Below are 22,025 nucleotides of genomic sequence, written 5' to 3' on the forward strand. Positions count from 1 at the left end.
ATTTCCGGGAAAGGATGCCGGCAGGTGAGGGGCGGCGCCAACGTTCGAAATGTTATTTCTTCAAGCTCGCCTCGATCAGCAGGTCGGCGTTGTGGGCGACCGCTGCCGCCGGGCCTCCGAGGCCGAAGAGCTGGCCACTGATATAGGCGCCTTCGATCAACAGCAGCAGGCCGTCGCCGAGCGTGTCAGGGTCTTTAGCGCCCATCGCTGCGGCCATCGCGCGCAGGCGGTGGCGCAACTCCTGCTTGTTGGCCTCGCTGACGACGCGCGCCGGATGGCCATGTTCGGGATATTCCACCGCCGCGTTGGTCATGCCGCAGCCGCGATAGTCCGGCCTTTGCGTGCGCTTGCCGACGCGAGTCAGGAAAGCCCTGAGCTGTGCCCGTGGGTCGCCGGGATGGGCAGCCACGGCTTCGTCGAAACGCTCCCAATACTCACGGTCATATTGCCTGAGATAGGAAGCGGCGAGCTCGTCCTTGGAGGGAAAGCTGCGGTAGAGGCTGGGCTTGGTGACGCCGGCGCGCTTGACGATCTCGTCGACGCCGATCGCCCGGATGCCGCGGCGGTAGAACAGGTCGTACGCCACGTCGAGGATTTTCTTGGCAGCCTTGGGCGGTGCGGCTGCATGACCGTCTTTGATGGTCAGTTCAATATTTTTGTCCGTTGGCATGGTATGACTCGATTGACGTGTTACCGATCGGTACGTATACATGTCCTCACCCTGCAACGTACCGGTCAGTAACATGATAGCTCAATCCCGTCCCTTTGGCCAGCGCTACGCTTTCGTCGTGGTTGGCGTCATCTTCCTTTGCCTGTTGATCGCGGCCGGGCTTCGTTCCGCACCCTCGGTGATGATGCTGCCGTTGGATAAAAGCTTCGGCTGGGGGCGCGATACGGTTTCGATTGCCGCTGCGATCGGCATCTTCCTTTACGGCCTGACCGGGCCGTTTGCCGCCGCATTGATGGAGCGTATCGGCTTGCGCCGCACGCTGCTTGCCTCGCTTGTGATCATGTCGGGCTCGACCGCGCTCAGCCTACTGATGACCGAGCCCTGGCACCTGTTCCTCACCTGGGGCGTGTTTTCCGGCATCGGCTCCGGCGCGGTCGCCACCGTGCTCGGCGCCACCATCGTCAACCGCTGGTTCAAGACCAATCGCGGCTTGGTGATGGGGCTGATGTCTGCCTCCAGCGCCACCGGCCTGTTGGTGTTCCTGCCGCTGCTGGCATCGCTCGCCCAGTCGGGTGGCTGGCAGCCCGTCGCTACCGCCGTCTCGATCGCCACCGCCTGTCTTCTGCCGCTGGTCTGGCTGTTGGTTCCGGAGCGTCCAGCTTCGATCGGCATGGTGCGCTATGGCGCCGGGGCCGATGACGTGCCGCCGGTATCGCCGGCATCGCAAGGCAATTTCCTGGCGCATACACTCAACACGCTGCGCCGCGCCGCCGGCACCCGCGTCTTCTGGTATCTGTTCGCCACCTTCTTCATCTGCGGCTTCACCACCAACGGGCTGGTCGGCACGCATCTGATCTCCTTCTGCGGCGACATGGGCATCCCCGAGGTACAGGCCGCGGGCCTGCTGTCGCTTATGGGCATTTTCGACCTGATCGGGACGACGCTCTCGGGCTGGCTCACCGACCGTTTCGACCCGCGCAAGCTGCTCGGCGTCTACTACGGCATTCGCGGCCTGGCGCTGATCTATCTGCCCTATTCCGGCTTCTCGGCGACCAGCCTGATCATCTTCGCCGTGCTCTACGGTCTCGACTGGATCGCCACCGTGCCGCCGACGCTCAGGCTCGCCAACGAGGCCTTCGGTGACCGCAGCGGCCCGATCGTGTTCGGCTGGATCGTAGCCGGCCACCAAGTCGGCGCCGCCACCGCCGCCGCCTTCGGCGGCACCATGCGCGAACTGCAGGGCAATTACGAACTGGCTTTCCTGATCGCCGGCATGACGGCGAGCGTGGCTGCGTGTCTGTCGCTGCTGATCAATACGAGCAGGCCGGCTTTCGATCCGGAGCCGCAAGCGGCGTAAGGCGCGGTACTAATCTCCCCCCTCAGGGGGGAGATGGCCGCGAAGCGGCCAGAGGGGGTCCGTGCGACCGGACTCAGCCTCTTGCGCATAGGAGGTCGGCGCTCCAAGCGAGGCGACCCCCTTCTGTCGCCTTCGGCGACATCTCCCCCCTCAAGGGCGGAGATCACCTGTCGATTGTTATCAAAGTTTCATCTTCCCGAGATGTGGCTGAAACATTGAAGCTGGAGCTTGCTGGCACCGTTCGAAGCCATCAGGAGACAGCCATGAACAAGATCTCGTTGACCCGCCGCGCTTTCGTCACCTCTGCCAGCGCCGCCGGTCTGCTCGGCGCATCGGGGCTCGCTTTGCCCTATTATTCGCGCGCCAGCCAGCGCCCGGCCTTCACCCATGGCGTCCAGTCCGGCGATGTCGATGCCTCGAGCGGCATGGTGTGGACGCGCACCGACCGGCCTTCGCGCGTCACGTTCGAAGTGTCGTCGACGGAAAACTTCGCCAATGCGACGCGGCTGGCGCCGCTCGATACCTCGCCGGCCAGCGACTTCACAGTCAAGCGCCTGCTTACCGACCTCGCCTCCGACCAGGATATCTTCTACCGGATGACTGCCGCCGACCTGTCGGATATCAACGCCGTTTCCGAACCGATCGTCGGCCGTTTCCGCACAGCACCCGCCTCGAAGCGCGACATAAAATTCGCCTGGTCGGGCGACACGGCCGGCCAGGGCTGGGGAATCGATGAGACCGGCATGAAAACCTACGCCACCATCGCCAGGCACACGCCGGATTTCTTCCTGCATTCCGGCGACACCATCTATGCCGATGGCGCCATGAAGGACGAGGTAGACCTGCCTGGCGGCGGCAAGTGGAAAAACGTCGTCCTGATCGACGGCAAGCGCAAGGTGGCCGAGACGCTGGATGAGTACCGCGACCAGTGGAAATACAACATGATGGACAAAAACGTTCTGGCCTTGAGCGCCATCTGCCCGACCTTCTACCAGTGGGACGATCACGAGGTGCTGAACAACTGGTCGGATTCGAAGAATCTCGGCGCCGACAGCCGCTACACCGAAAAATCCATCCATGTGCTCGCGGCGCGTGCGGCGCGCGCCTTCCATGAGATGACGACGATCCGCTACGAGCCGTCCGAGCCCGGCCGCGTCTACCGCAAGATCGCGCATGGGCCGCTGCTCGACGTGTTCTTCCTCGATATGCGCTCCTATCGCGGCCCGAACGGCCCCGACATGCAGGAGGACATGACGCCGCAGTCACGCATGCTGGGCGAACAGCAGACGAAATGGCTGAAGCGCGAGCTGACGAATTCCAGGGCGACCTGGAAGATCATTGCCGCCGACATGCCGCTCGGCCTCGTCGTCTGGGACGACGGCGCCAAGAAGGTCGGCGCGGAAGCCATCAGCAATGGCGACAATGGCCTGCCCAAAGGCCGCGAGCTCGAGATCGCCGACCTGTTGCGCTACATCAAGAGTGCCGGCATCACCAACACGGTCTGGTTGACCGCCGATGTCCACTACACGGCGGCGCACTATTACAACCCCGACAAGGCGCGGTTCCAGGATTTCAATCCTTTCTGGGAATTCGTCTCGGGCCCGATCCACGCCGGTACCTTCGGTCCCAATGATTTCGACATGACCTTCGGCCCGGAGCTGAAATTCATCAAGGCGCCGACCACCGAACAGGGCCAGAACCTGCCACCCTCGGCCGGCCTGCAGTTCTTTGGCCTGGTGGACATTTCAGGGGCGACAGAGCAGCTGACCGTGCGGCTGATGGATCGCGACGACATCGAGCTTTACAAGGTGACGCTCGATCCGGTGCGGTCGGCGTAAGCCTTTGGGTCGGTGCGAAGCATCGCTATGCCTGGAAGGGGCAGCCGTCAGTCCGGGTAGCAAACCGTCGGAATCTTCGGCCACACCGCGCTGTCGCAGCCTGCAACCTGCTGCCTCTGCTTGAAAGAGGCGCTGACCGGGCCGGTGACCACGGGGTCGACGCCATCAGGGGCGTCGGCAAACATCTGCTCGGCCGTCCGGTCGGACGACGAAGCCGGATTGGCTTCCTTCACCGTGGCGGCCGATTGAGCGGCATTGGCCGCCAGCACGGCAGCGAATGCGACCGAAGCGATGAGGGGCCAAAATCGGTTGAGTTTGTCGGTCATCAATTTCGAACTACCCGGGCCCAGAAAGGTTCCCGCCTTGGTTAACAAAACCATCTCACACCGAGATGCTTAAGATTTGATGAGTATTTGGTGGTGCGCCTCCTCTTTCGCAATTGCGAAAAACCCTGTATGAGCCGCGCAACTGAAAGAGGCGGCGCCTTTTGGCCTGCTGCCTGCAACGCTCCCGAGACCACAAAATGAAAATTCGTAATATCGCGATCATCGCGCACGTCGACCATGGAAAAACCACCCTCGTCGACCAATTGCTGCGACAATCCGGTTCCTTCCGCGACAATCAGCGCGTCGCCGAGCGCGCCATGGATTCCAACGACCTCGAAAAGGAACGCGGCATCACCATCCTGGCCAAGGCGACCTCGGTCGACTGGAAGGACACCCGCATCAACATCGTCGACACACCCGGCCACGCCGATTTCGGCGGTGAGGTCGAGCGCATCCTGTCGATGGTGGATTCGGCGATCGTGCTGGTCGACGCCGCCGAAGGCCCGATGCCGCAGACCAAGTTCGTCGTCGGCAAGGCGCTCAAGGTCGGTCTGAAGCCGATCGTCGTCATCAACAAGATCGACCGTCCGGACGCCCGCCACGTCGAGGTGGTCAACGAGGTGTTCGACCTGTTTGCAGCGCTTGACGCCACCGACGAGCAGCTCGACTTCCCGATCCTCTACGGTTCTGGCCGCGATGGCTGGGTCTCGGAAAATCCGGAAGGCCCGAAGGACCAGGGCCTGGCGCCGCTGTTCGACCTCGTCATCAAGCATGTGCCGGAGCCGACCGTTCATCCCGGCCCGTTCCGCATGATCGGCACCATCCTGGAAGCCAATCCGTTCCTCGGCCGCATCATTACCGGCCGTATCGAGAGCGGCACGCTGAAGTCCAACCAGGCGGTCAAGGTGCTCCACCATGACGGCACGCAGATCGAAACCGGCCGCATCTCCAAGATCCTCGCGTTCCGTGGCCTCGAGCGCCAGCCGATCGAAGAGGCGCAGGCGGGTGACATCGTGGCAATTGCCGGCCTGTCGAAGGGCACTGTCGCCGACACGTTCTGCGACCTGGCGGTGACCGAGGCGTTGCATGCGCAACCGATCGATCCGCCGACCGTGACCATGTCTTTCCTGGTCAATGATTCGCCGCTCGCCGGCACCGAAGGCGACAAGGTGACCAGCCGCGTCATCCGCGACCGCCTGCTGCGAGAAGCCGAAGGCAATGTCGCGCTCAAGATCGAGGAATCGCCCGACAAGGATTCGTTCTTCGTTTCCGGCCGCGGCGAATTGCAGCTGGCCGTGCTGATCGAGACGATGCGCCGCGAAGGCTTTGAAATCGCCGTGTCGCGTCCGCGCGTCGTCATGCAGAAGGGCGAGAACGGTGAATTGCTGGAGCCGATCGAGGAAGTCGTCATCGACGTCGACGAGGAGCACGCCGGCATCGTTGTGCAGAAGATGTCGGAGCGCAAGGCCGAGATGGTCGAGCTGCGGCCTTCGGGCGGCAACCGTCAGCGCATCGTCTTCCACGCGCCGACGCGCGGACTGATCGGCTACCAGTCGGAACTGTTGACCGACACGCGCGGCACCGCCGTGATGAACCGGCTGTTCCACGCCTACCAGCCCTACAAGGGCGAACTGCCGGGCCGCACCAACGGCGTGCTGATCTCCAACGAACAGGGCGAGGCAGTGGCCTATGCCATGTGGAACCTCGAAGACCGCGGCCCGATGGTCATCGACCCGGGCGTCAAGGTCTATCAGGGCATGATCATCGGCATCCATAGCCGTGACAACGACCTCGAAGTGAACGTGCTGAAGGGCAAGAAGCTGACCAACATCCGCGCCGCCGGCAAGGACGAGGCGGTGAAGCTGACGCCGCCGATCCGCATGACGCTGGAGCGCGCGCTGGCCTGGATCCAGGACGACGAGCTGGTCGAGGTGACGCCTAAGACCATCCGCCTGCGCAAGCTCTATCTCGACCCGAACGAGCGCAAGCGCTTCGAGAAGTCGGCCAAGGTTGTGGGCGCGGCGTAATCGTCTGATTTCCAAATCCGGAAGGAGGCGAAGCACCGATGTGCTTCGCCCTATTTCGATTATCTGCTCGCCCTTGAGATGATGGTTTCTCGGTCGGCTTCGCCGGAGAGATCAATTCGCACGATCGTGCCATCGCGAGCCGGCTTGCGCAAAGCCTTGGCTCCCTCCGGAAAGACGGTCAACACCAGCTTCTCCTCCAGTGCCTGAAGCCGCGACCGCGAGATGCCGAGTTCGCCGGCGAGCAGACGGTCGAGCCGCAGCGATGTCGGCATTTCCAGCCCAAGCCTGATTTCAAGCGCGGCTGCGGGTCGGCCTTCGCCGCCGAGCCGGTGTTTGTGAACGGCGACATCGGGAAACTCCTCGACGCGGCCGACCCGGTTTCGCAAAGCCACGACATCGAAGGCATGGCGGCGGGCGAGGGCCGGATCGTTGCTTTCGAGCGCTGCCAGCAGCGCGGGTTCGATGTCGCGGCGGTTGCAGCGTTCGAAAATGCCGAAATTCCACGAATTGTCGCAGTCGATGCAGCGATAGATCAGCCAGACATCAATGCGTTTGCCATTGGCGTTGACGCGGAATTTGTCGCTGCAGCGATAGGCTTTCACCGCGCTGCAGCGGTTGCAGTGGACCAGGGGTCGAGGCGCGATTTCGGGCGTGATTGCCCAGTGGATAGCGAGATGTTGGGACAAGCCGGAAGACCTTCCAGTGTGGAAGTTCTTCAGGTCGGCAATGGCGAGATGCCCATGCGGGCACGGCGTGGCGAGAGCTAGCTATGTCGGAAATCAGCTGTCACGGGCGGCAAAGCGCGCGACAACGGTTCAGCAGTGCCAAACCGGTCTCGAACCGCCGCCTGAGGAACACGTGAAATGGAGCAGGCACCGCTTAATGCGGCGCCCTGCCAAGTGTGATCAGGGGAGTTGGCGAGACCGGCGGTTACTGAGGCAAAATGAAGCTCGAAATGAATGTCGGGACGGTTCTTCTAGCGGCAAGATGCCGAGCGGGCAAGGTTCATGGCGGTGTCTCGCCCTGCTCAGGCGAAGGCGATCTGTACCTTCATCGATTTGTTGCGGTCGCCGGCGATCTCGAAAGCCGCAACCGCCTCGTCCATTGGATAGATGCCGGTCAGCAGCGGCTTAACGTCGACGCGACGGTTGTTGATCAGATCGACGGCCAGCGCGAACTCGTCGTGGAAACGGAAGGAGCCGCGCATTTCGATCTCCTTGGCGACGATGAGATTCTGAGGCAGCGACATGTCGCCGCCTAGGCCGAGCTGCACGAGCACCCCGCGCGGCTTCAGCACATCGAGCCCGGCTCGCACCGCGCGCTCATTGCCGGAGCATTCGAACATGACGTCGAAACTGCCCTTCTCGACATTGTAGCCAGCGAGCTTGTCGGCATCTGTGGCGACATTGATGGTGCGGTCGGCGCCGATCTCGTTGGCCTTGGCCAGAACCGCGTCCATGACATCGGTGACGACGATCTCACGCGCGCCGTGGACACGTGCGGCAAGGATGCTGAGCGCACCGATCGGCCCGCTGCCTGTGACCAAGACCCGCTTGCCGAGCAGCGAGCCGGCGCGGTTGACGGCATGCAGCGTTACCGCGAACGGCTCAGCAAAGGCGGCTTCGTTGATGGAGACATGGTCGGCTATCTTGTGGCACTGCCAGGCCTCGGCGACGAGGCACTGGCGGAAGGCGCCCTGTATATGTGGCATCGGCATGGCGCTGCCGTAGAATCGCATGTCGAGGCATTGGTTCTGCACGCCCTGCAGGCAGTAGCGGCACGCATTGCAGGGCCGGCTGGGCGAAATCGCAACGCGGTCGCCGACGGCAAGGCTGGAAACGCCGGCGCCAAGTGCCTTCACCGTGCCAGCGACCTCATGTCCGAGGATCATCGGCTCGCGCAGGCGCACCACGCCGAAGCCGCCATGATTGTAGTAGTGCAGGTCCGAGCCGCAGATGCCGCCGGCCTCGACCGATATTTCGACCTGTCCGGCGCCAGGCGCGCCCGAATCGGTCTCTTCGATGCGCAGGTCTTTTGCGGCGTGGATGACGATTGATTTCACGGCCGCGATCCTTTCTCAAACCGCTGGCACGGGCAAGTCCGATCTCCGAAATGTGTCGCGTTCGTTGGCCCTCAGGCAGAGGGTGCCAAATTGACGCCGATCGGATATTCTTCGCCATCCAACGCTCGAAGGCTCCGTCATGCACCTCACCTCGCTCCTGATCTTCGCCGCCGCCTTGTTCGTCGCTGCCGGTTCGCCCGGCCCGTCGATCGCCGCACTTGTTGCCCGCGTCATCTCGAAAGGCTTTCGCGACGTGTTCCCTTTCCTGCTCGCCATGTGGATCGGCGAGGCCATCTGGCTGTCGCTGGCGGTGTTCGGGCTGGCGGTCGTGGCGCAGACCTTCCATTTAGCCTTCGTCGTCGTGAAATGGATCGGCGTCGCTTACCTCGCCTACCTCGCCTTCAAGATGTGGACCGCACCTGTCGACGCAAAAGAAGGCGAGATGCCGCGCGAGGATTCGGCGACAAAGCTGTTCTTTGCCGGCATGGCGGTGACGCTCGGCAATCCCAAGATCATGATGTTCTATCTGGCGCTGCTGCCGACGATCATCGACCTCGCTTCGGTGAGTGTCATCGGCTGGGTCGAACTGACGGCGACGATGGCGGTGGTTCTGATCGCCATCGATCTCGCCTGGGTCGTCGCGGCCTCACAGGCGCGCAAACTGTTGAAGAGCAAGCGTGCGATGAAGATCGCCAACCGCATCAGCGCCACGACGATGGCCGGCGCCGCCGCGGCCATCGCGGCGCGATCCTGACCGCCTTTCTATGGGAACCTCAAAGCTAGACTTTGTCCAATAGACCCATGCTATCAGACGTGCCAACTTTCCAGCCGGCGAAGCATCCCAAAACGCCACAGGCCGCGCATCGTACGCCAACATAAAGCCAGCGAACGCCGTCACGTTCCGGGTAGATGGAAAACCCGACGCCGATGTTTGCAGCTTCGGAGCCGCACTCGGTGCACGCCCATCGTTCCGGCTGGGCTTCGTCCCAAAATTCCGCACTGTCGCAGATAAGATGCTCGGGTCCGCAGACCGTGCACGTTCGTCGCGCCACACCCTCGTCATCGTCGGCATCGAGGAGAAACGAGATGGAACCGCACTTGCAGCGGGCGAGCCTGAAGTCATGAACCTCGGCGTTGTCGGCGCCATAGGCTTCCAAGTATTCTCCGATGTCAGTGGGCTCGCTGCCAACCCACCACTTGCCTGACGTATCTATCGTCATTGGTCACCTCGCCATTGAGTGGTATTCGTCGTTCGGGCGCATGTCGATGGCCGCCGCCACGCGGTTCGACATGTTGAAGAAGGCGGCGGTCGAGGCGATGTCCCAGATGTCTCGGTTGGTGAAGCCGGCGTTGCGCAGTGCTTCCCTGTCCGCCTCGACGATCTTTGCCGGCTCTTCCGTCAGCTTGACGGCGAATTCGAGCATCGCCGTCTGTTTCGGTGAAAGATTGGCAGCGCGGAAGTTCATCACCATCATCTCGCCGAGAGCCGGATCGCCGGAGAGCTGGCGCACCGCCGCGCCATGCGCGGTCAGGCAATAATAGCAGTGATTGATCGAGGAAACGACGACCGCGATCATCTCCCGTTCCAGCTTCGACAGGCCGGATTCACCCAGCATCAGATCATTGTAGGTGTCGGTAAAGGCGCGCAGCTTCTTCTCGTCGAAGGCATAGGCAAGAAGCACGTTGGGAACCAGGCCGAGCTTTTCCTCGCATTTGGCGAAATAGGCTTTTGTCGCCTCGCTCAGTTCCGCGATACCGAGGTCAAGTGCGCTGATTTTGCCGGACATGGGGTCTCCCTCTTCGTTCACCGCCGCCTGACCGTCGAATTCCTGTAATTCTTATCGAGCCGTCAAACCTTTGTCGCCAAACAGCGGTCATCTGCTACCATAGTCGTAAAAGCATGTGACGGGAGGACAACATGGCGAGCGTGAAATCCGCAGCTAAGCCGAAGAAAACAGCCAATGCCGGGGTGAAACCCGACGGGAAGCCGGCCAGGCTCGCCGACTATCTGCTGGCCCGCGCGCCGGCCGAAGACATTGCCGCCTATGACGCCGCCGACCTGGAGCGCGCCGCCGACCTGGCAGGACGTGCGGTCGCCGCCCACAAGAAGGGCCAAAGTGTCGTCGCCGTCGATGCCGGGTCGGGCGTCTCCCGCGAGGGCCGCCCGATGACGATCATCACCGTCGTCAACGACAACATGCCGTTCCTGTTCGATTCGATCCTCGGCGAGATCACAGAAACTGCCGGCGAACCGACTTTGGTCACCCATCCGGTCATCGTCGTGCGTCACGGCAAGGCCGGCGTCGACGAGATCCTCGGCGACGGCAGCGCCCTCAAGGACGATGGCAATCACGACCGCCTGAGCGTCGTCCATGTCCATATTCCGCGCCTGACGGCGGAGCAGGCCGACGCGCTGGCCGACCGCCTGCGCAAGATGCTCAACCAGGTGCGCGCCGCCGTCAGCGACTGGAAGCCGATGCTCGCCCGTCTCGACCAGGCGATTTCCGAATTCCGCTATTCCGCCGTGCCGCTCGACAAGAAGAGCGTTGCCGAGGCCATCGCCTTCCTTGAATGGCTGCGCGACGACAATTTCACTTTCCTTGGCATGCGCGAGTTCAAATATTCCGGCGGCGCGGAGAGCGGCAATCTGGAGCGCGCCGACAAACCCGGTCTCGGCATCCTCGCCGACCCGGATGTGCTGGTGCTCCGGCGCGGCACCGAGGCGGTGACGACGACGCCCGAAATCCGCGCCTTCCTGCATGGGCCGGAGCCGCTGATCGTCACCAAGGCCAACGCCAAGTCGCTGGTGCACCGCCGCATTTATCTCGATTATATCGGCGTCAAAACCTACACCGCCAAGGGCACGCTTGCCGGCGAGTTGCGCATGGTCGGCCTGTTCACCTCGACCGCCTACACGCGCTCGGTGATGAAAATCCCGTATCTGAGGTCAAAGGCCGAGACCATCATCGCCAAGTCCGGCTTCGACCGGCACGACCATTCCGGCAAGGCACTGATCAACGTTCTGGAGAGCTATCCGCGCGACGAACTGTTCCAGGTGCCGGTGCCGATCCTGAAGAAGCACGCCGCGGCCATTCTCGGCCTGGTCGAGCGGCCGCGGGTGCGGGCGCTGGTGCGCGCCGACCAGTTCGACCGCTTCGTCTCGATCCTCGTCTTCGTGCCGCGCGACCGCTATGACAGCGTCGTGCGCGAGAAGATCGGCACCTATCTCAAGACCGTCTTCGAAGGCCGTTTGTCGGCTTACTATCCGGCTTTCCCCGAGGGCGGGCTGGCGCGTGTGCATTTCATCATCGGCCGCTCCGGCGGCAAGACGCCGAAGGTCGAGCAGGCGGTGATCGAAGCGGCGATCCGCGACATCGTGCGAACCTGGGACGACGCGCTGGCCGAAGCTGCGGAAGCCGTCGGCGGCGATCCATCGCTGAAGGCGATCGCCGCGCGTCTGCCTGAGAGCTATCGCGATTCCTTCAGCGCGGCCGTCGCGCTGAAGGATGCGGGGCGCATCGCCGGCATCAGCACCGCCAACCCGATCGCCATCGACTATTACCGCCATGCCGAGCAGAAACCGCATCAGGCAGCGCTGAAGATCTACCACCACGGCAGCCCGGTAGCGCTGTCGCGTCGCGTGCCGGTGCTGGAAAACATCGGCTTCCGCGTCATCAGCGAGCGCACCTTCGAAGTTGGCGAGGACGGCGGCGACACCGTCTTCGTCCACGACATGGAGTTGGAGAACAGCTACGGCAAGCCGATCGACCTCAGCGATGGCGGCGCGCTGTTCGAGGACGCGTTCCTGTCGGTCTGGCGCGGCGACATCGACAATGACAGCTATAACGGGCTTGCCCAGACCGCCGGCCTGTGGTCGGGCGAAGTCAGCATTCTGCGCGCCTATGGCCGCTACCTGCAGCAAGCCGGTATCCCGCAGAGCCAGGATTTCATCGCGGCCGCGCTCAACCGCTATCCCGACATTGCGCGCGGCCTGCATGCACTGTTCGTCGCTCGTCTCGGCCCGACCGCCGAGACGGAAGGCGTCGTCGCCGCCAAGCACCTCAAGGCCAAGATCAAGGACGCGCTGGAGGAAGTCCCTAACATCGATGACGACACCATCATCCGCCGCTATCTCAACCTGATCGAAGCCTCGTTGCGCACCAATCATTTCGTTGCGGGAACGAAGGCGCGGGGCCATTCACTGGCGATCAAGCTGGACTCGCAAGCGGTCGATGGCCTGCCGGCGCCGCGGCCGTGGCGCGAGATCTTCGTCTATGGGTCCGAGGTCGAGGGCGTGCATCTGCGCTTCGGCCCGGTTGCGCGCGGCGGCCTGCGCTGGTCGGACCGCGCCCAGGATTACCGCACCGAGGTGCTCGGCCTGGTCAAGGCGCAGCAGGTCAAGAACGCCGTCATAGTGCCGGTCGGCGCCAAGGGCGGCTTCTATCCGAAGAAGCTGCCGATGAGCGCCGGCCGCGACGCCATCTTCGAGGCCGGCACCTCGGCCTACAAGAATTTCGTTTCCAGCCTGTTGTCGATTACCGACAATATCGGGCTGGACGGTGTCATCCCGCCGGCCGGCGTTGTCAGGCGCGACCCCGACGATCCCTATTTCGTCGTCGCCGCCGACAAGGGCACGGCAACCTTCTCCGACACCGCCAATGCCATTTCGGAGAAACACGGTTTCTGGCTCGACGATGCCTTCGCCAGCGGCGGCTCGGCCGGTTACGACCACAAGAAGATGGGCATCACCGCCAAAGGCGCCTGGGAAGCGGTCAAGCGGCATTTCCGCGAGATCAACCGCGACATCCAGGCCACCCCCTTCACCGTCGTCGGCGTCGGCGACATGTCGGGCGACGTGTTCGGCAACGGCATGCTGCTGTCGCCGCAGACCAGGCTGATCGCCGCCTTCGACCATCGCGACATCTTCATCGATCCCGATCCAGACAGAGTGGCGTCGATGGCCGAGCGCGAGCGCATGTTCGCGCTGCCGCGTTCGTCTTGGCAGGACTATGACGAGACCAAACTGTCGGAAGGCGGCGTCATCGTCTCGCGCAGCCAGAAGTCGATCACGCTGCCTGCGGCAGCGGCGGCGGCGATTGGCCTCGCCAAGACCACCGCGACACCGGCCGAGATCATGACCGCCATCCTCAAGGCGAACGTCGACCTTCTGTGGTTCGGCGGCATCGGCACGTATTTACGGGCCTCGGGCGAAACCAATGCCGAAGTCGGCGACCGCGCCAATGACGCCATCCGCATCACCGCGCTCGATGTGCGGGCCAAAGTGATCGGTGAGGGCGCCAATCTCGGCGTCACGCAGCGTGCCCGCATCGAATTCGGCATGAATGGCGGTCGCTGCAACTCCGATGCCATCGACAATTCCGGCGGCGTCAACTGCTCCGACGTCGAGGTCAACATCAAGATCGCGCTGGCGTCCGCCATGCGCAAGGGATCGCTGACCCGGCCGGCGCGCAACAAGCTGCTGGCCGAGATGACCGACGAGGTCGCCGGCCTCGTGCTGTCCAACAATTACGAACAGACGCTGGCGCTTTCCATCGCCCGCAAGCGCGGCCTTGCCGACATCGCGCACCAGAGCCGGTTCATGGCGGCGCTGGAGGCTCGGGGCCTGCTCGACCGCGCTGTCGAGACGCTGCCGTCGCCGGCCGCCCTTGCCGAGCGCGAGGCGCGTGGCGAGCCGCTGACCCGGGCGGAGCTTGGCGTGCTGCTCGCCTATGCCAAGATCGTGCTGTTTTCCGACATCGTCGCCAGCGACGTGCCTGACGACGCGCATTTCGACCGCGACCTGATGGGCTATTTCCCTGACCGGATGGCGAAGAAATATGCGGCCGAGATCCATGGCCACCGGCTGCGCCGCGAAATCATCGCCCGCGTCGTCGCCAACGATCTCGTCAATCGCGGCGGACCGTCATTCGTCAACCGGCTGCAGGAAGCCACGGGGCGCAGCGCGGCCGACGTGGTGCGCACCTTCGCCGTGGTGCGCGACGGCTTCGCGTTGCCGGCGCTCTATCAGGAGATCGATGCGCTGGACAGCCACATCGACGGCCAGGCGCAGCTCGATCTCTACCAGTCCGTCAGCCGGCTTATCTTCGTGACCAGCGGCTGGTATCTGAAGAACGATGCCGGCACCGCAGCGCTCGGCCAGCGCATTGCCGAACTGCAAGAGGCGCGCATGGCGCTGGAGCCGAAGCTGCTCTCGCTGCTACCGGCCTTCTCGCGCGAGCGGGTCGAGGAGAGGCGGTATGGCCTCTTCAAGGCCGGCGCCCCGGAAAAGCTCGCCGGGCAGCTGGCAATGGCCGATGTGGCGGGACTGATCCCCGACATCGCACTGACGGCGCGCACGGCCAATGCCGACGTCGTCGCCTCGGCCAAGGCGTTCTTCGCCGTCAGCGATGCCTTCCGCATTCCGCGCGTCGAAGAGGCGGCGCGTTCTATCACGCCGTCGGACTATTACGACCAGCTGGCGCTGTCGCGCGCCACCGACACGATCGGCGCGGCGCGGCGCGGCATCGCGGTGGCGGCTCTCGCCGGCCATGCCGGGACGGCGGACCCTGTGGCGGCNCCGACCCCCACCCGGACCTTCGGTCCGACCTCCCCACAAGGGGGAGGTAGGGGCGCGGCGCCTTTCTTCGCGTCTCTATGCAGGTAGACAGCGGCGACATCCAGGTGAGGGGCAGCGCGAATCTTTGGCGGTTTGCATGAGCATTCGAAACATGCAGACATGGCGTCCGACAAGCGCGGTGTCCGGGGGAATCATCATGGCGGCGATAGATGCAGTGCAGCGGGCATCCGGGCGTGGCATCTGGGGGTGGATGTTCTTCGACTGGGCGGCGCAGCCGTTCTTCACCGTCGTCACCACTTTCATCTTCGGCCCTTATTTCGTCTCGCGCATGGCCAACGATCCGGTTTCGGGCCAGGCGGCCTGGGGCTACGGCATCGCTGTTGCGGGCCTGGTCATTGCCGTTTTGTCGCCCATCCTCGGCTCGATTGCCGACCAGACCGGGCCGCGCAAGCCGTGGATTGCGTTCTTCGCCTCGATCAAGATCATCAGCCTTTGCCTGCTATGGTTCGCCGCTCCCGGCTCGAACCTTTTCCTGGTGGTGCTGTTCTTTTCTCTCGCTTCGGTCGCGGCGGAATTCTCGACCGTGTTCAACGATTCGATGATGCCGCGCCTGGTGCCGAAGAGCGAGATCGGCCACGTCTCCAACATTGCCTGGGGACTTGGTTATCTCGGCGGCATGATCGCGCTGATCTTTGTCGTCGCCTGTCTGGCGGGTTCGCCGGAGACCGGCAAGACGATCATCGGCATCGACCCGCTCTTTGGGCTCGACCCGAATCTCGGCGAGGACGCGCGCGCCACCGGGCCGCTGTCGGCCGGCTGGTATTTCCTGTTCATCCTGCCGATGTTCTTCTTCACGCCAGACGCCATCAAAGGCATTCCGATCGGGCCGGCGGTGCGCGAGGGGCTGTCGGAACTGAAGTCGACGCTGACTGAAGTGCGCCGGCGCAAAGGCATCTTCCGCTTCCTTGTCGCCCGCATGATTTATCAGGACGGCGTCAATGCGCTGCTCGCTTTGGGCGGCACCTTTGCGGCAGCGATGTTCCATTGGTCGATCACCGAGATCGGCATGTTCGGCATTATTCTCAACGTCGTCGCCATCGTCGGCTGCCTGGTTGCCGCATGGCTGGACACCGCGCTTGGCTCCAAGACCATCGTGATGATTTCGCTCGTCCTGCTCAGCATCGCCACCATCGGCATCGTTTCGACCGGGCCAGGCTACACGCTGTTCGGCGCCTGGATGATGCCGGGAGCCGATAGTGGCGGCCTGTTCGGCACGGCGGCGGAAAAGGCCTACATTTTCTATGGCCTGTTGATCGGGCTGGCGTTCGGACCGGTGCAGGCGTCGTCACGCTCCTACATGGCGCGCAGCGTGACCGCGGCCGAATCCGGCCGCTATTTCGGCATCTATGCGCTGGCCGGAAGGGCGACGAGTTTCCTGGCGCCGTTCATGGTGGCGTCGATCACGCTCGCCAGCGGCTCGGCGCGGCTCGGCATGGCGGCCATCGTGCTGTTCCTGGGCGTTGGGATCGCGATATTGATCTGGACGCCGTACCCGGCGGATCAGCCAGTGGAATAGCGCCGCACTTTTCCTTCTCCCCTTGTGGGAAAAGGCAGAGGCGCTCAATGCCTGAAATGCCTCACGCCGGTAAACACCATGGCGATGCCATGCGCGTCGGCAGCGGCGATAACGTCGTCGTCGCGCATCGAGCCGCCGGGCTGGATCACCGCCGTGGCGCCGGCTTCGATCGCGGATATGAGCCCGTCGGCGAAAGGGAAGAAAGCGTCGGAGGCGACCACCGAGCCCTTGGTCAACGGCTCCGCGAGGCCAGCTGCTTCCGCCGCGTCGAGCGCCTTGCGGGCGGCGATGCGCGAGGAATCGACGCGGCTCATCTGCCCGGCGCCGATGCCGACCGTGGCGCCGTCCTTGGCGTAAACGATGGCGTTCGACTTGACGTGCTTAGCGATGCGGAAAGCGAATTTGAGGTCGGCCATCTCGGCCGCCGTCGGCGCGCGCCTGGTCACCACCTTCAGTTCGAAATCGTCGACCATTGCGTTGTCGCGGCCTTGGACGAGCATGCCGCCAGCGACGGATTTCACAGTGATGCCGCCGGCGTGCGGATCGGGCAGACCGCCGGTGACCAGCAGTCGCAAATTCTTTTTGGCGGCGATGATGCGGACAGCGTCCTCCGAAGCGTTCGGCGCGATGATCACCTCGGTGAAGGTTTTTACGATCTCCTGCGCCGCTTCGGCATCGAGGATGCGGTTCATGGCAACGATACCGCCAAAGGCCGAAACCGGGTCGCAGGCCAGCGCTCTCGCATAGGCAGCAGCCAGCGAAGCGTCCTCGGCGACGCCGCACGGGTTGGCGTGCTTGATGATGGCAACGGCGGCGCAGCGGTTGGGATCGAACTCGCCGACCAGCTCGAAGGCGGCATCGGTGTCGTTGATGTTGTTGTAGGACAGCTGCTTGCCCTGCAACTGGCGAGCCGTGGCGACCCCCGGCCGCTTGTCGCCATTGACGTAGAAGCCGGCGCTCTGATGCGGGTTCTCGCCATAGCGCATGACGCTTTCCAGCCTGCCGCCGAAGGTGCGCCAGGTCGGGTGCTCGATCTCAAGCGTTTCGGCGAACCAGCCGGAGATCGCCGCATCGTAGCTGGCGGTGCGGGCAAAGGCCTTGGCCGCCAGCTTCTGGCGGAAATCCAGCGACAGCGAGCCGATGTTCATCTCCAGCGCGTTCAGCACCGAGGCGTAGTCGCCGGGATCGGTGACGATGGCGACATAGGCGTGATTCTTGGCCGAAGCGCGGATCATCGCCGGGCCGCCAATGTCGATGTTCTCGACAACAGCGGCATAGTCGGCGCCGGAACGGCGGACCTCCTCGAACGGGTAGAGATTGCAGACGAGCAGATCGATCGGCTCGATGCGGTGATCGTGCATCGCCTTGGCGTGTTCGGGATCGTCGCGCACGCCGAGCAGTGCGCCATGCACCGACGGGTGCAGCGTCTTCACGCGGCCGTCCATGATCTCGGGAAAGCCGGTCAGTTCCGAGACGTCACGCACCGCCAGCCCCGCCTCGGCGATCGCCTTTGCCGTACCTCCGGTCGAGACCAGCTCGACGCCGGCCGCGACCAGCCCTTTGGCGAAGTCGGTCAGGCCGGTCTTGTCGAAGACGGAAAGCAGGGCGCGGCGGACCGGAACGAGGTCGGGTGCCGGAATGTTCTTGGCGGCGACGGCCATGGGCTGGCGGCCTTTCAGGGCTGATTGGAGAGCGTTGCCGGGCCGTAGCACATGAGGTCAGGAAATCAAGCCGGAAGCTCGATCAAGCCGGCGCCGGCAACGACGCTCAGCTGTGCTCGGGATAGCCGGCGATGCCAGTGCGCGTGAGCTGCCAATGCACTTCGGCGATCTCCGAGGCCTTGAAGGCGAGCACGATCTGGCGGCTGCGGCGCGGGCCGCCAAGGCCGGCGAAATAGATCGATTCCTCGACCTCCGGCACCACTTCGGTGCAGGTGAACACCCAGGTGTCGGCCTGGTCGGCGGTCAGCACCAGGCGGTCATGCTCGTCCTGCAAAAGGTTGATATCAGGGTGGATGTGGAAGCGCACCACGACGAAGTCGCGGCCATTGTTGCGGATCGCCGCACCGCCCGGGCGAAGGAAGCGATCCCTGCCGGCGAGCACATTGCCCTCGCTCGACAGTTTCAGCTCGCGCTCATGGAGGAAGCCAAAGCGCTGCATATAGCCGTCATGGCGGGCGATGAACCCTTGCGTGCCCTTCTGGTCGATGCGCTTGCAAGGCACATGCTGCGGGCCGCCGAGCAAGGGTGAGCCGAGCAGGTCGTTGACGCGCAGCGAATGGGAAAACCGCGCCGACGAGGTGTCGTTGATGGTGGCGGTCGAATGCGCCGCGGTGGCACGGGCCAGCGGCCGGAATTCGGCGGCGCCATAGGTGTCGATGCCGGCATTGACGATATAATGCTGGCGACCGGACGAGAGTTCGAAGGCCAGGCACCCGGCATGCGCGGCGTTGGACACATCGACGGCCGGCGACGGGCCGGTATCGGCAATTACCGTAACGCCGCCCATACACAGCCGCTCATAGCCGGAATGCGGCGCGTGCAGCAGCGGCGCGCCGGCGGTGTCGTCGTGGCGCAAGATGGTGGCAATGCGGTCGTGGATGGTGGCGCCCATGCCATTGAAGCGGGCGAGGCTGCCATCCTGATGGCGGAAGAAGCGCAGCGCCGGCAGCATGCGGTCGATGGCGCCCATCAGGGCGGCCGGTGGCGTTTCTGCCTGATTGGCATAGGTCTGGCGCAGCGGCAGGAGATCGGCGAGCAATTCGAGCACCGCCATCGGGTTGCGCGAAATATGGCCGCCATCGGGAAGGATCTGGCGGTCGAGTTCTTCCGCCAGGTTGCGGGTGGCGCCGCGCAGTGCCGAGGCCGGCGCCGGCAGCGACAGCGCGGCGAAGGCAAGCGCGATGCGAGCGCGCAGCCTGTCCTTGCCGTCCGGCATTTCGCGCGCCATCGAGCGGAGATAGCGGATCTGCACGGCGAGCGATTTCAGGAAGGCGCGATAGAACGGAAATTCGGCCCCTTGTAGGACAACCGAGGAGTGTTGCAACCAGGCAATGACTCGCTTGGCGGTGGTGCCGGGCTCCCAGGCTATGCCGGAAATCTGGTTGCCATGCATGGCGATCCAGTCGGAGACAAGCGCGCGTGCATTGGCGGCGGCCAGCTCGGTGCCGGCGGCGCGCATATGGCGCAGCCAGCGAAAGCCGTGCAGCGTCTTCACCCAGCCGCGGTTGGCGACGTCGATCTGGAATGGCGATTTGCCGCCGGTCTCGACCAGATGTCCCGACAGCGGATAGCGGCCATAATAAATCTCGAGCGCGATCTGCGGATCGGCGAGCCTGAGGTCGGGCGGTGCAATCAGGACGCGTTCGGGCGTGCGCCCGGAATAGCGCCAGCGATAGACTGGCCCTGCGCGAAGGCGCCGGCGCGTCTTGCGCCAAAACTCCTTAGCGACAAGCGTCCACAGACGTGTCGTGCTGCCGGCAGCCAGTGCCAAAACCCCTCCTCGTCGCCTGGAGATAGAGCATGCTGTCGCCCGAAAACCGCGTCACACTTTTCGGCATCATGTTCCGGTACCCCAGCACAAGCTTATATGATTCAAGAACTTGTGCGAAGTCGAATTCCGCCGACGTGAAGCGCCTCACGCTGCCGGCCACCGACCCGCCCCGAAAAAAGTCAAGCGCTTCGCGGGTTTAAGCCCGGCAATCCGGCACTCACTTGCGGTTGTGGCGAGACCGAAATTCGCTGGGCGAACAGTTTTCCCGGTCGCGAAACAGACGGGAGAAATAGAAGGCGTCGTGGATGCCGACGGCGGCCGCAATGGACTCGATGGGCGAATCGGAGGCGGCCAGCATCTGTTTGGCGCGGTCGAGCCTCGTGCGCAGTTGGAAGGCCTTGGGCGACATGCCGGCTGCCCGCGCAAATCTGCGCCGCAAGGTTGCCGGCGACATCGAGAATTTTGCGGCGAAGGCATCGAGATCGACCGGGTCGCACGCGCAGCGGCGCAATTCGTCGATGATGGGCTGCATGTCGGCATGCTGGAAGCCGGGATTTCGTTGACGGTTGTTCCAATCCATTGCCTGGCGGGCAGCACGCACGACGATGCGATGCATCGTGGCGGCGGCTTCTGCCTGGCTCAGCATCGTATCGAGCGACAGCTCACCATGCAGCCTGTCGAACAGCCGCTGCATTTTGCCGAGGTCGCGCAAGGGGACGACAGGGGCGTCCTCGGCGATCAGCCGCAGCCGGGTGAAATCGCGTATCAAGGCGCCGTCGAAGAGCGCCCAGCGTTCGAGCCATCCCGATGCATCCGGCCCGTAGGAATGCATCCTCCCGGGAAGCAGCCAGAACAGGGCCGGCGCTCGGATCGTCTGCATGCCGGCTGTCCTGGTTTCAAGCCAGCCTTGACCATCCTCAATCAGCACCACGGCGAATTCCGGCAATTTGCGCGCTTGGATCGCCTGCGTGACGCGATGCCGACCAATCCCTGTAACCGACAGGCCGCCGGCCGCGGCCGGTGCGGATCTGTAGAGCGCGTAAGGGTGATCGTTCATGAGCGAAAAGTCCATGGCTTCGTTCCGTCCATGGGCGAGCGTGCGAACAGTATGGCATTTCCAGCTAAGGATGGAAAATCGCAGGTGGCTGAAATGTCAAGCTCAACAGGTGGCACGCAACGACGGATTCCTGTTGCGTCAATCGATCTGAACGCCAACGGCAAGACATTATCGATGGCGCCGAACCGGTTGGGTCATCTCGTGCCAACCGACGCCGGGGTCGGCATCGATGCCATTCGCGGCCTCCTTGCCGAGCAAGGCTATGTCTGGCTGAAAAGTATGCTGCCGCGCCGCGACGTCATCGATTTTCGCGGCTGGGTGTTTTCGTATCTGGCCGACACCGGCTTGCTGCAGCCCGGGTCCGATCCCGCGCTTGGCCTGGCGGCGGCCGCCGGAACGTTCGACCGTCAGCTCGCCGATCGCCGGTTGATGGCGCTGGTTCGCTCCACCGCCTATGAAGGGTTCTGCGCACAGCCCCTGATGGCCCGGCTAATGGATGCGTTCGTCGGCGGGCTGTCCTATTTGCACAAGCGCAAGATCATGCGTTTCACCCAACCGGGCACCACCGTGGCGACGCCGGCGCATTACGACCTCGTTTATCTGCGCGGCGGCACCAGCCGCATCGTCACTGCCTGGATCCCGATCGGCGACGTTCCCGTCGACATGGGCGGCCTGGTCTATCTCGAGGGATCGCACGCCATCGGCCTCGACATGGAGGCCCGGTTCGCCAGGGAAAATGCCGGGCTGAGCCCGCAGGAGCGCATCAGCGCCTACAACAGGAACATGAGCGAGGGCGGCTGGGTGTCGAAGGACCTGCCCGACATGGCGGAGCGGTTCGATACACGCTGGCTGATCGCGGATTTCGAGGCCGGCGATGTCGTCCTCCACTCGCCCTATATGATCCACGCCTCGACGACCAACCAGAGCGCGGAGGGGCGTATCCGGCTCTCCACCGATATCCGCTACCAGAATGTCGATGATGAGATCGATGCAAGGTGGGGGAAGCACTGGAGTCTGAACGACATGCTTTAGGCATGTCGTCG

At 63.7% G+C, this 22,025-nt stretch carries 16 protein-coding genes; 7 read left to right on the plus strand and 9 right to left on the minus strand.

All coding sequences use genetic code 11. The annotated features are described in order from the left end of the window. Nucleotides 1-52 precede the first annotated feature (52 nt). A complete protein-coding gene (locus tag X726_RS160950) occupies nucleotides 53-670 on the minus strand; it encodes a TetR/AcrR family transcriptional regulator (RefSeq protein WP_023668625.1) in 618 nt (205 codons plus the stop codon). A gap of 73 nt (nucleotides 671-743) precedes the next feature. Here X726_RS160950 and X726_RS160945 point away from each other — a divergent pair, with 73 nt between their 5' ends. Then, nucleotides 744-2,027 carry an MFS transporter gene (locus X726_RS160945; RefSeq protein WP_031214717.1) on the plus strand — a complete coding sequence of 428 codons (1,284 nt, stop codon included), beginning with the start codon at nucleotides 744-746 and terminating at the stop codon, nucleotides 2,025-2,027. 263 nt (nucleotides 2,028-2,290) lie between these two features. Beyond that, complete coding sequence (locus X726_RS160940) at nucleotides 2,291-3,865, plus strand: alkaline phosphatase (RefSeq protein ID WP_023668627.1); 1,575 nt, start codon at nucleotides 2,291-2,293, stop codon at nucleotides 3,863-3,865. A gap of 47 nt (nucleotides 3,866-3,912) precedes the next feature. On the opposite strand, the gene X726_RS160935 is transcribed toward X726_RS160940, so the two are convergent. Beyond that, nucleotides 3,913-4,191, minus strand: a complete 279-nt coding sequence (locus X726_RS160935) for a hypothetical protein (protein WP_023753187.1) — start codon at nucleotides 4,189-4,191, stop codon at nucleotides 3,913-3,915. A gap of 197 nt (nucleotides 4,192-4,388) precedes the next feature. On the opposite strand from X726_RS160935, the gene typA reads away from it, so the two are divergent. Beyond that, complete coding sequence (gene typA / locus X726_RS160930; RefSeq protein WP_023668629.1) at nucleotides 4,389-6,218, plus strand: translational GTPase TypA; 1,830 nt, start codon at nucleotides 4,389-4,391, stop codon at nucleotides 6,216-6,218. Nucleotides 6,219-6,277: 59 nt separating this feature from the next. Here typA and X726_RS160925 read toward each other — a convergent pair whose 3' ends face one another. Together X726_RS160925 and X726_RS160920 are read right to left on the minus strand one after the other, a co-directional pair. Then, entirely contained in the window at nucleotides 6,278-6,904 is a 627-nt protein-coding gene (locus X726_RS160925) for a DUF1062 domain-containing protein (RefSeq protein WP_023668630.1), read from the minus strand. A gap of 341 nt (nucleotides 6,905-7,245) precedes the next feature. Beyond that, the gene (locus X726_RS160920) at nucleotides 7,246-8,280 is read right to left on the minus strand and encodes an L-idonate 5-dehydrogenase (RefSeq protein WP_023668631.1); all 1,035 of its coding nucleotides are present in this window, start codon (nucleotides 8,278-8,280) and stop codon (nucleotides 7,246-7,248) included. Between the two features lie 139 nt (nucleotides 8,281-8,419). Between X726_RS160920 and X726_RS160915 the strand changes: the two genes are divergently transcribed. Further along, a complete protein-coding gene (locus X726_RS160915) occupies nucleotides 8,420-9,034 on the plus strand; it encodes a LysE family translocator (protein ID WP_023668632.1) in 615 nt (204 codons plus the stop codon). A 25-nt stretch (nucleotides 9,035-9,059) separates the two neighbouring features. Here the strand turns inward: X726_RS160915 and X726_RS160910 are convergent, their stop codons facing one another. Both X726_RS160910 and X726_RS160905 read right to left on the minus strand, forming a co-directional pair. Next, nucleotides 9,060-9,500: a hypothetical protein gene (locus X726_RS160910; protein ID WP_023668633.1), complete on the minus strand. Its 441-nt coding sequence runs from the start codon at nucleotides 9,498-9,500 to the stop codon at nucleotides 9,060-9,062. Between the two features lie 3 nt (nucleotides 9,501-9,503). Beyond that, nucleotides 9,504-10,067, minus strand: coding sequence for a peroxidase-related enzyme (locus tag X726_RS160905; protein WP_023668634.1), 564 nt, complete (start codon nucleotides 10,065-10,067; stop codon nucleotides 9,504-9,506). 131 nt (nucleotides 10,068-10,198) lie between these two features. Between X726_RS160905 and X726_RS160900 the strand changes: the two genes are divergently transcribed. Then, nucleotides 10,199-14,944, plus strand: a complete 4,746-nt coding sequence (locus X726_RS160900; protein WP_023668635.1) for an NAD-glutamate dehydrogenase — start codon at nucleotides 10,199-10,201, stop codon at nucleotides 14,942-14,944. Beyond that, the gene (locus tag X726_RS160895) at nucleotides 14,829-16,433 is read left to right on the plus strand and encodes an MFS transporter (RefSeq protein ID WP_348626748.1); all 1,605 of its coding nucleotides are present in this window, start codon (nucleotides 14,829-14,831) and stop codon (nucleotides 16,431-16,433) included. Before X726_RS160900 ends, X726_RS160895 begins: the two co-directional genes overlap by 116 nt. A gap of 44 nt (nucleotides 16,434-16,477) precedes the next feature. On the opposite strand, the gene purH is transcribed toward X726_RS160895, so the two are convergent. From purH to X726_RS160880, 3 genes are all read right to left on the minus strand, one after another. Further along, complete coding sequence (purH, locus tag X726_RS160890) at nucleotides 16,478-18,094, minus strand: bifunctional phosphoribosylaminoimidazolecarboxamide formyltransferase/IMP cyclohydrolase (protein ID WP_023668637.1); 1,617 nt, start codon at nucleotides 18,092-18,094, stop codon at nucleotides 16,478-16,480. A 106-nt stretch (nucleotides 18,095-18,200) separates the two neighbouring features. Further along, on the minus strand, nucleotides 18,201-19,925 hold the full coding sequence (locus X726_RS160885) for a heparinase II/III family protein (RefSeq protein ID WP_023668638.1): 1,725 nt from the start codon (nucleotides 19,923-19,925) through the stop codon (nucleotides 18,201-18,203). A 217-nt stretch (nucleotides 19,926-20,142) separates the two neighbouring features. Continuing rightward, nucleotides 20,143-20,982, minus strand: coding sequence for an AraC family transcriptional regulator (locus tag X726_RS160880; protein ID WP_023668639.1), 840 nt, complete (start codon nucleotides 20,980-20,982; stop codon nucleotides 20,143-20,145). A gap of 93 nt (nucleotides 20,983-21,075) precedes the next feature. Between X726_RS160880 and X726_RS160875 the strand changes: the two genes are divergently transcribed. Then, nucleotides 21,076-22,014 carry a phytanoyl-CoA dioxygenase family protein gene (locus X726_RS160875; RefSeq protein WP_023668640.1) on the plus strand — a complete coding sequence of 313 codons (939 nt, stop codon included), beginning with the start codon at nucleotides 21,076-21,078 and terminating at the stop codon, nucleotides 22,012-22,014. Nucleotides 22,015-22,025 lie beyond the last annotated feature (11 nt).

It is taken from the genome of Mesorhizobium sp. LSJC285A00, assembly GCF_000503155.1.
Taxonomy (GTDB): domain Bacteria; phylum Pseudomonadota; class Alphaproteobacteria; order Rhizobiales; family Rhizobiaceae; genus Mesorhizobium.

What these genes read in the sequence shown, in the direction of transcription:
- X726_RS160935 (WP_023753187.1), bottom strand. Translation starts at nt 4,191, where the DNA reads ATGACCGACAAACTCAACCGATTTTGGCCCCTCATCGCTTCGGTCGCA.
- typA (WP_023668629.1), top strand. Translation starts at nt 4,389, where the DNA reads ATGAAAATTCGTAATATCGCGATCATCGCGCACGTCGACCATGGAAAA.
- X726_RS160875 (WP_023668640.1), top strand. Translation starts at nt 21,076, where the DNA reads ATGTCAAGCTCAACAGGTGGCACGCAACGACGGATTCCTGTTGCGTCA.
- X726_RS160880 (WP_023668639.1), bottom strand. Translation starts at nt 20,982, where the DNA reads ATGAACGATCACCCTTACGCGCTCTACAGATCCGCACCGGCCGCGGCC.
- X726_RS160905 (WP_023668634.1), bottom strand. Translation starts at nt 10,067, where the DNA reads ATGTCCGGCAAAATCAGCGCACTTGACCTCGGTATCGCGGAACTGAGC.
- X726_RS160915 (WP_023668632.1), top strand. Translation starts at nt 8,420, where the DNA reads ATGCACCTCACCTCGCTCCTGATCTTCGCCGCCGCCTTGTTCGTCGCT.
- X726_RS160910 (WP_023668633.1), bottom strand. Translation starts at nt 9,500, where the DNA reads ATGACGATAGATACGTCAGGCAAGTGGTGGGTTGGCAGCGAGCCCACT.
- purH (WP_023668637.1), bottom strand. Translation starts at nt 18,094, where the DNA reads ATGGCCGTCGCCGCCAAGAACATTCCGGCACCCGACCTCGTTCCGGTC.
- X726_RS160940 (WP_023668627.1), top strand. Translation starts at nt 2,291, where the DNA reads ATGAACAAGATCTCGTTGACCCGCCGCGCTTTCGTCACCTCTGCCAGC.
- X726_RS160945 (WP_031214717.1), top strand. Translation starts at nt 744, where the DNA reads ATGATAGCTCAATCCCGTCCCTTTGGCCAGCGCTACGCTTTCGTCGTG.
- X726_RS160950 (WP_023668625.1), bottom strand. Translation starts at nt 670, where the DNA reads ATGCCAACGGACAAAAATATTGAACTGACCATCAAAGACGGTCATGCA.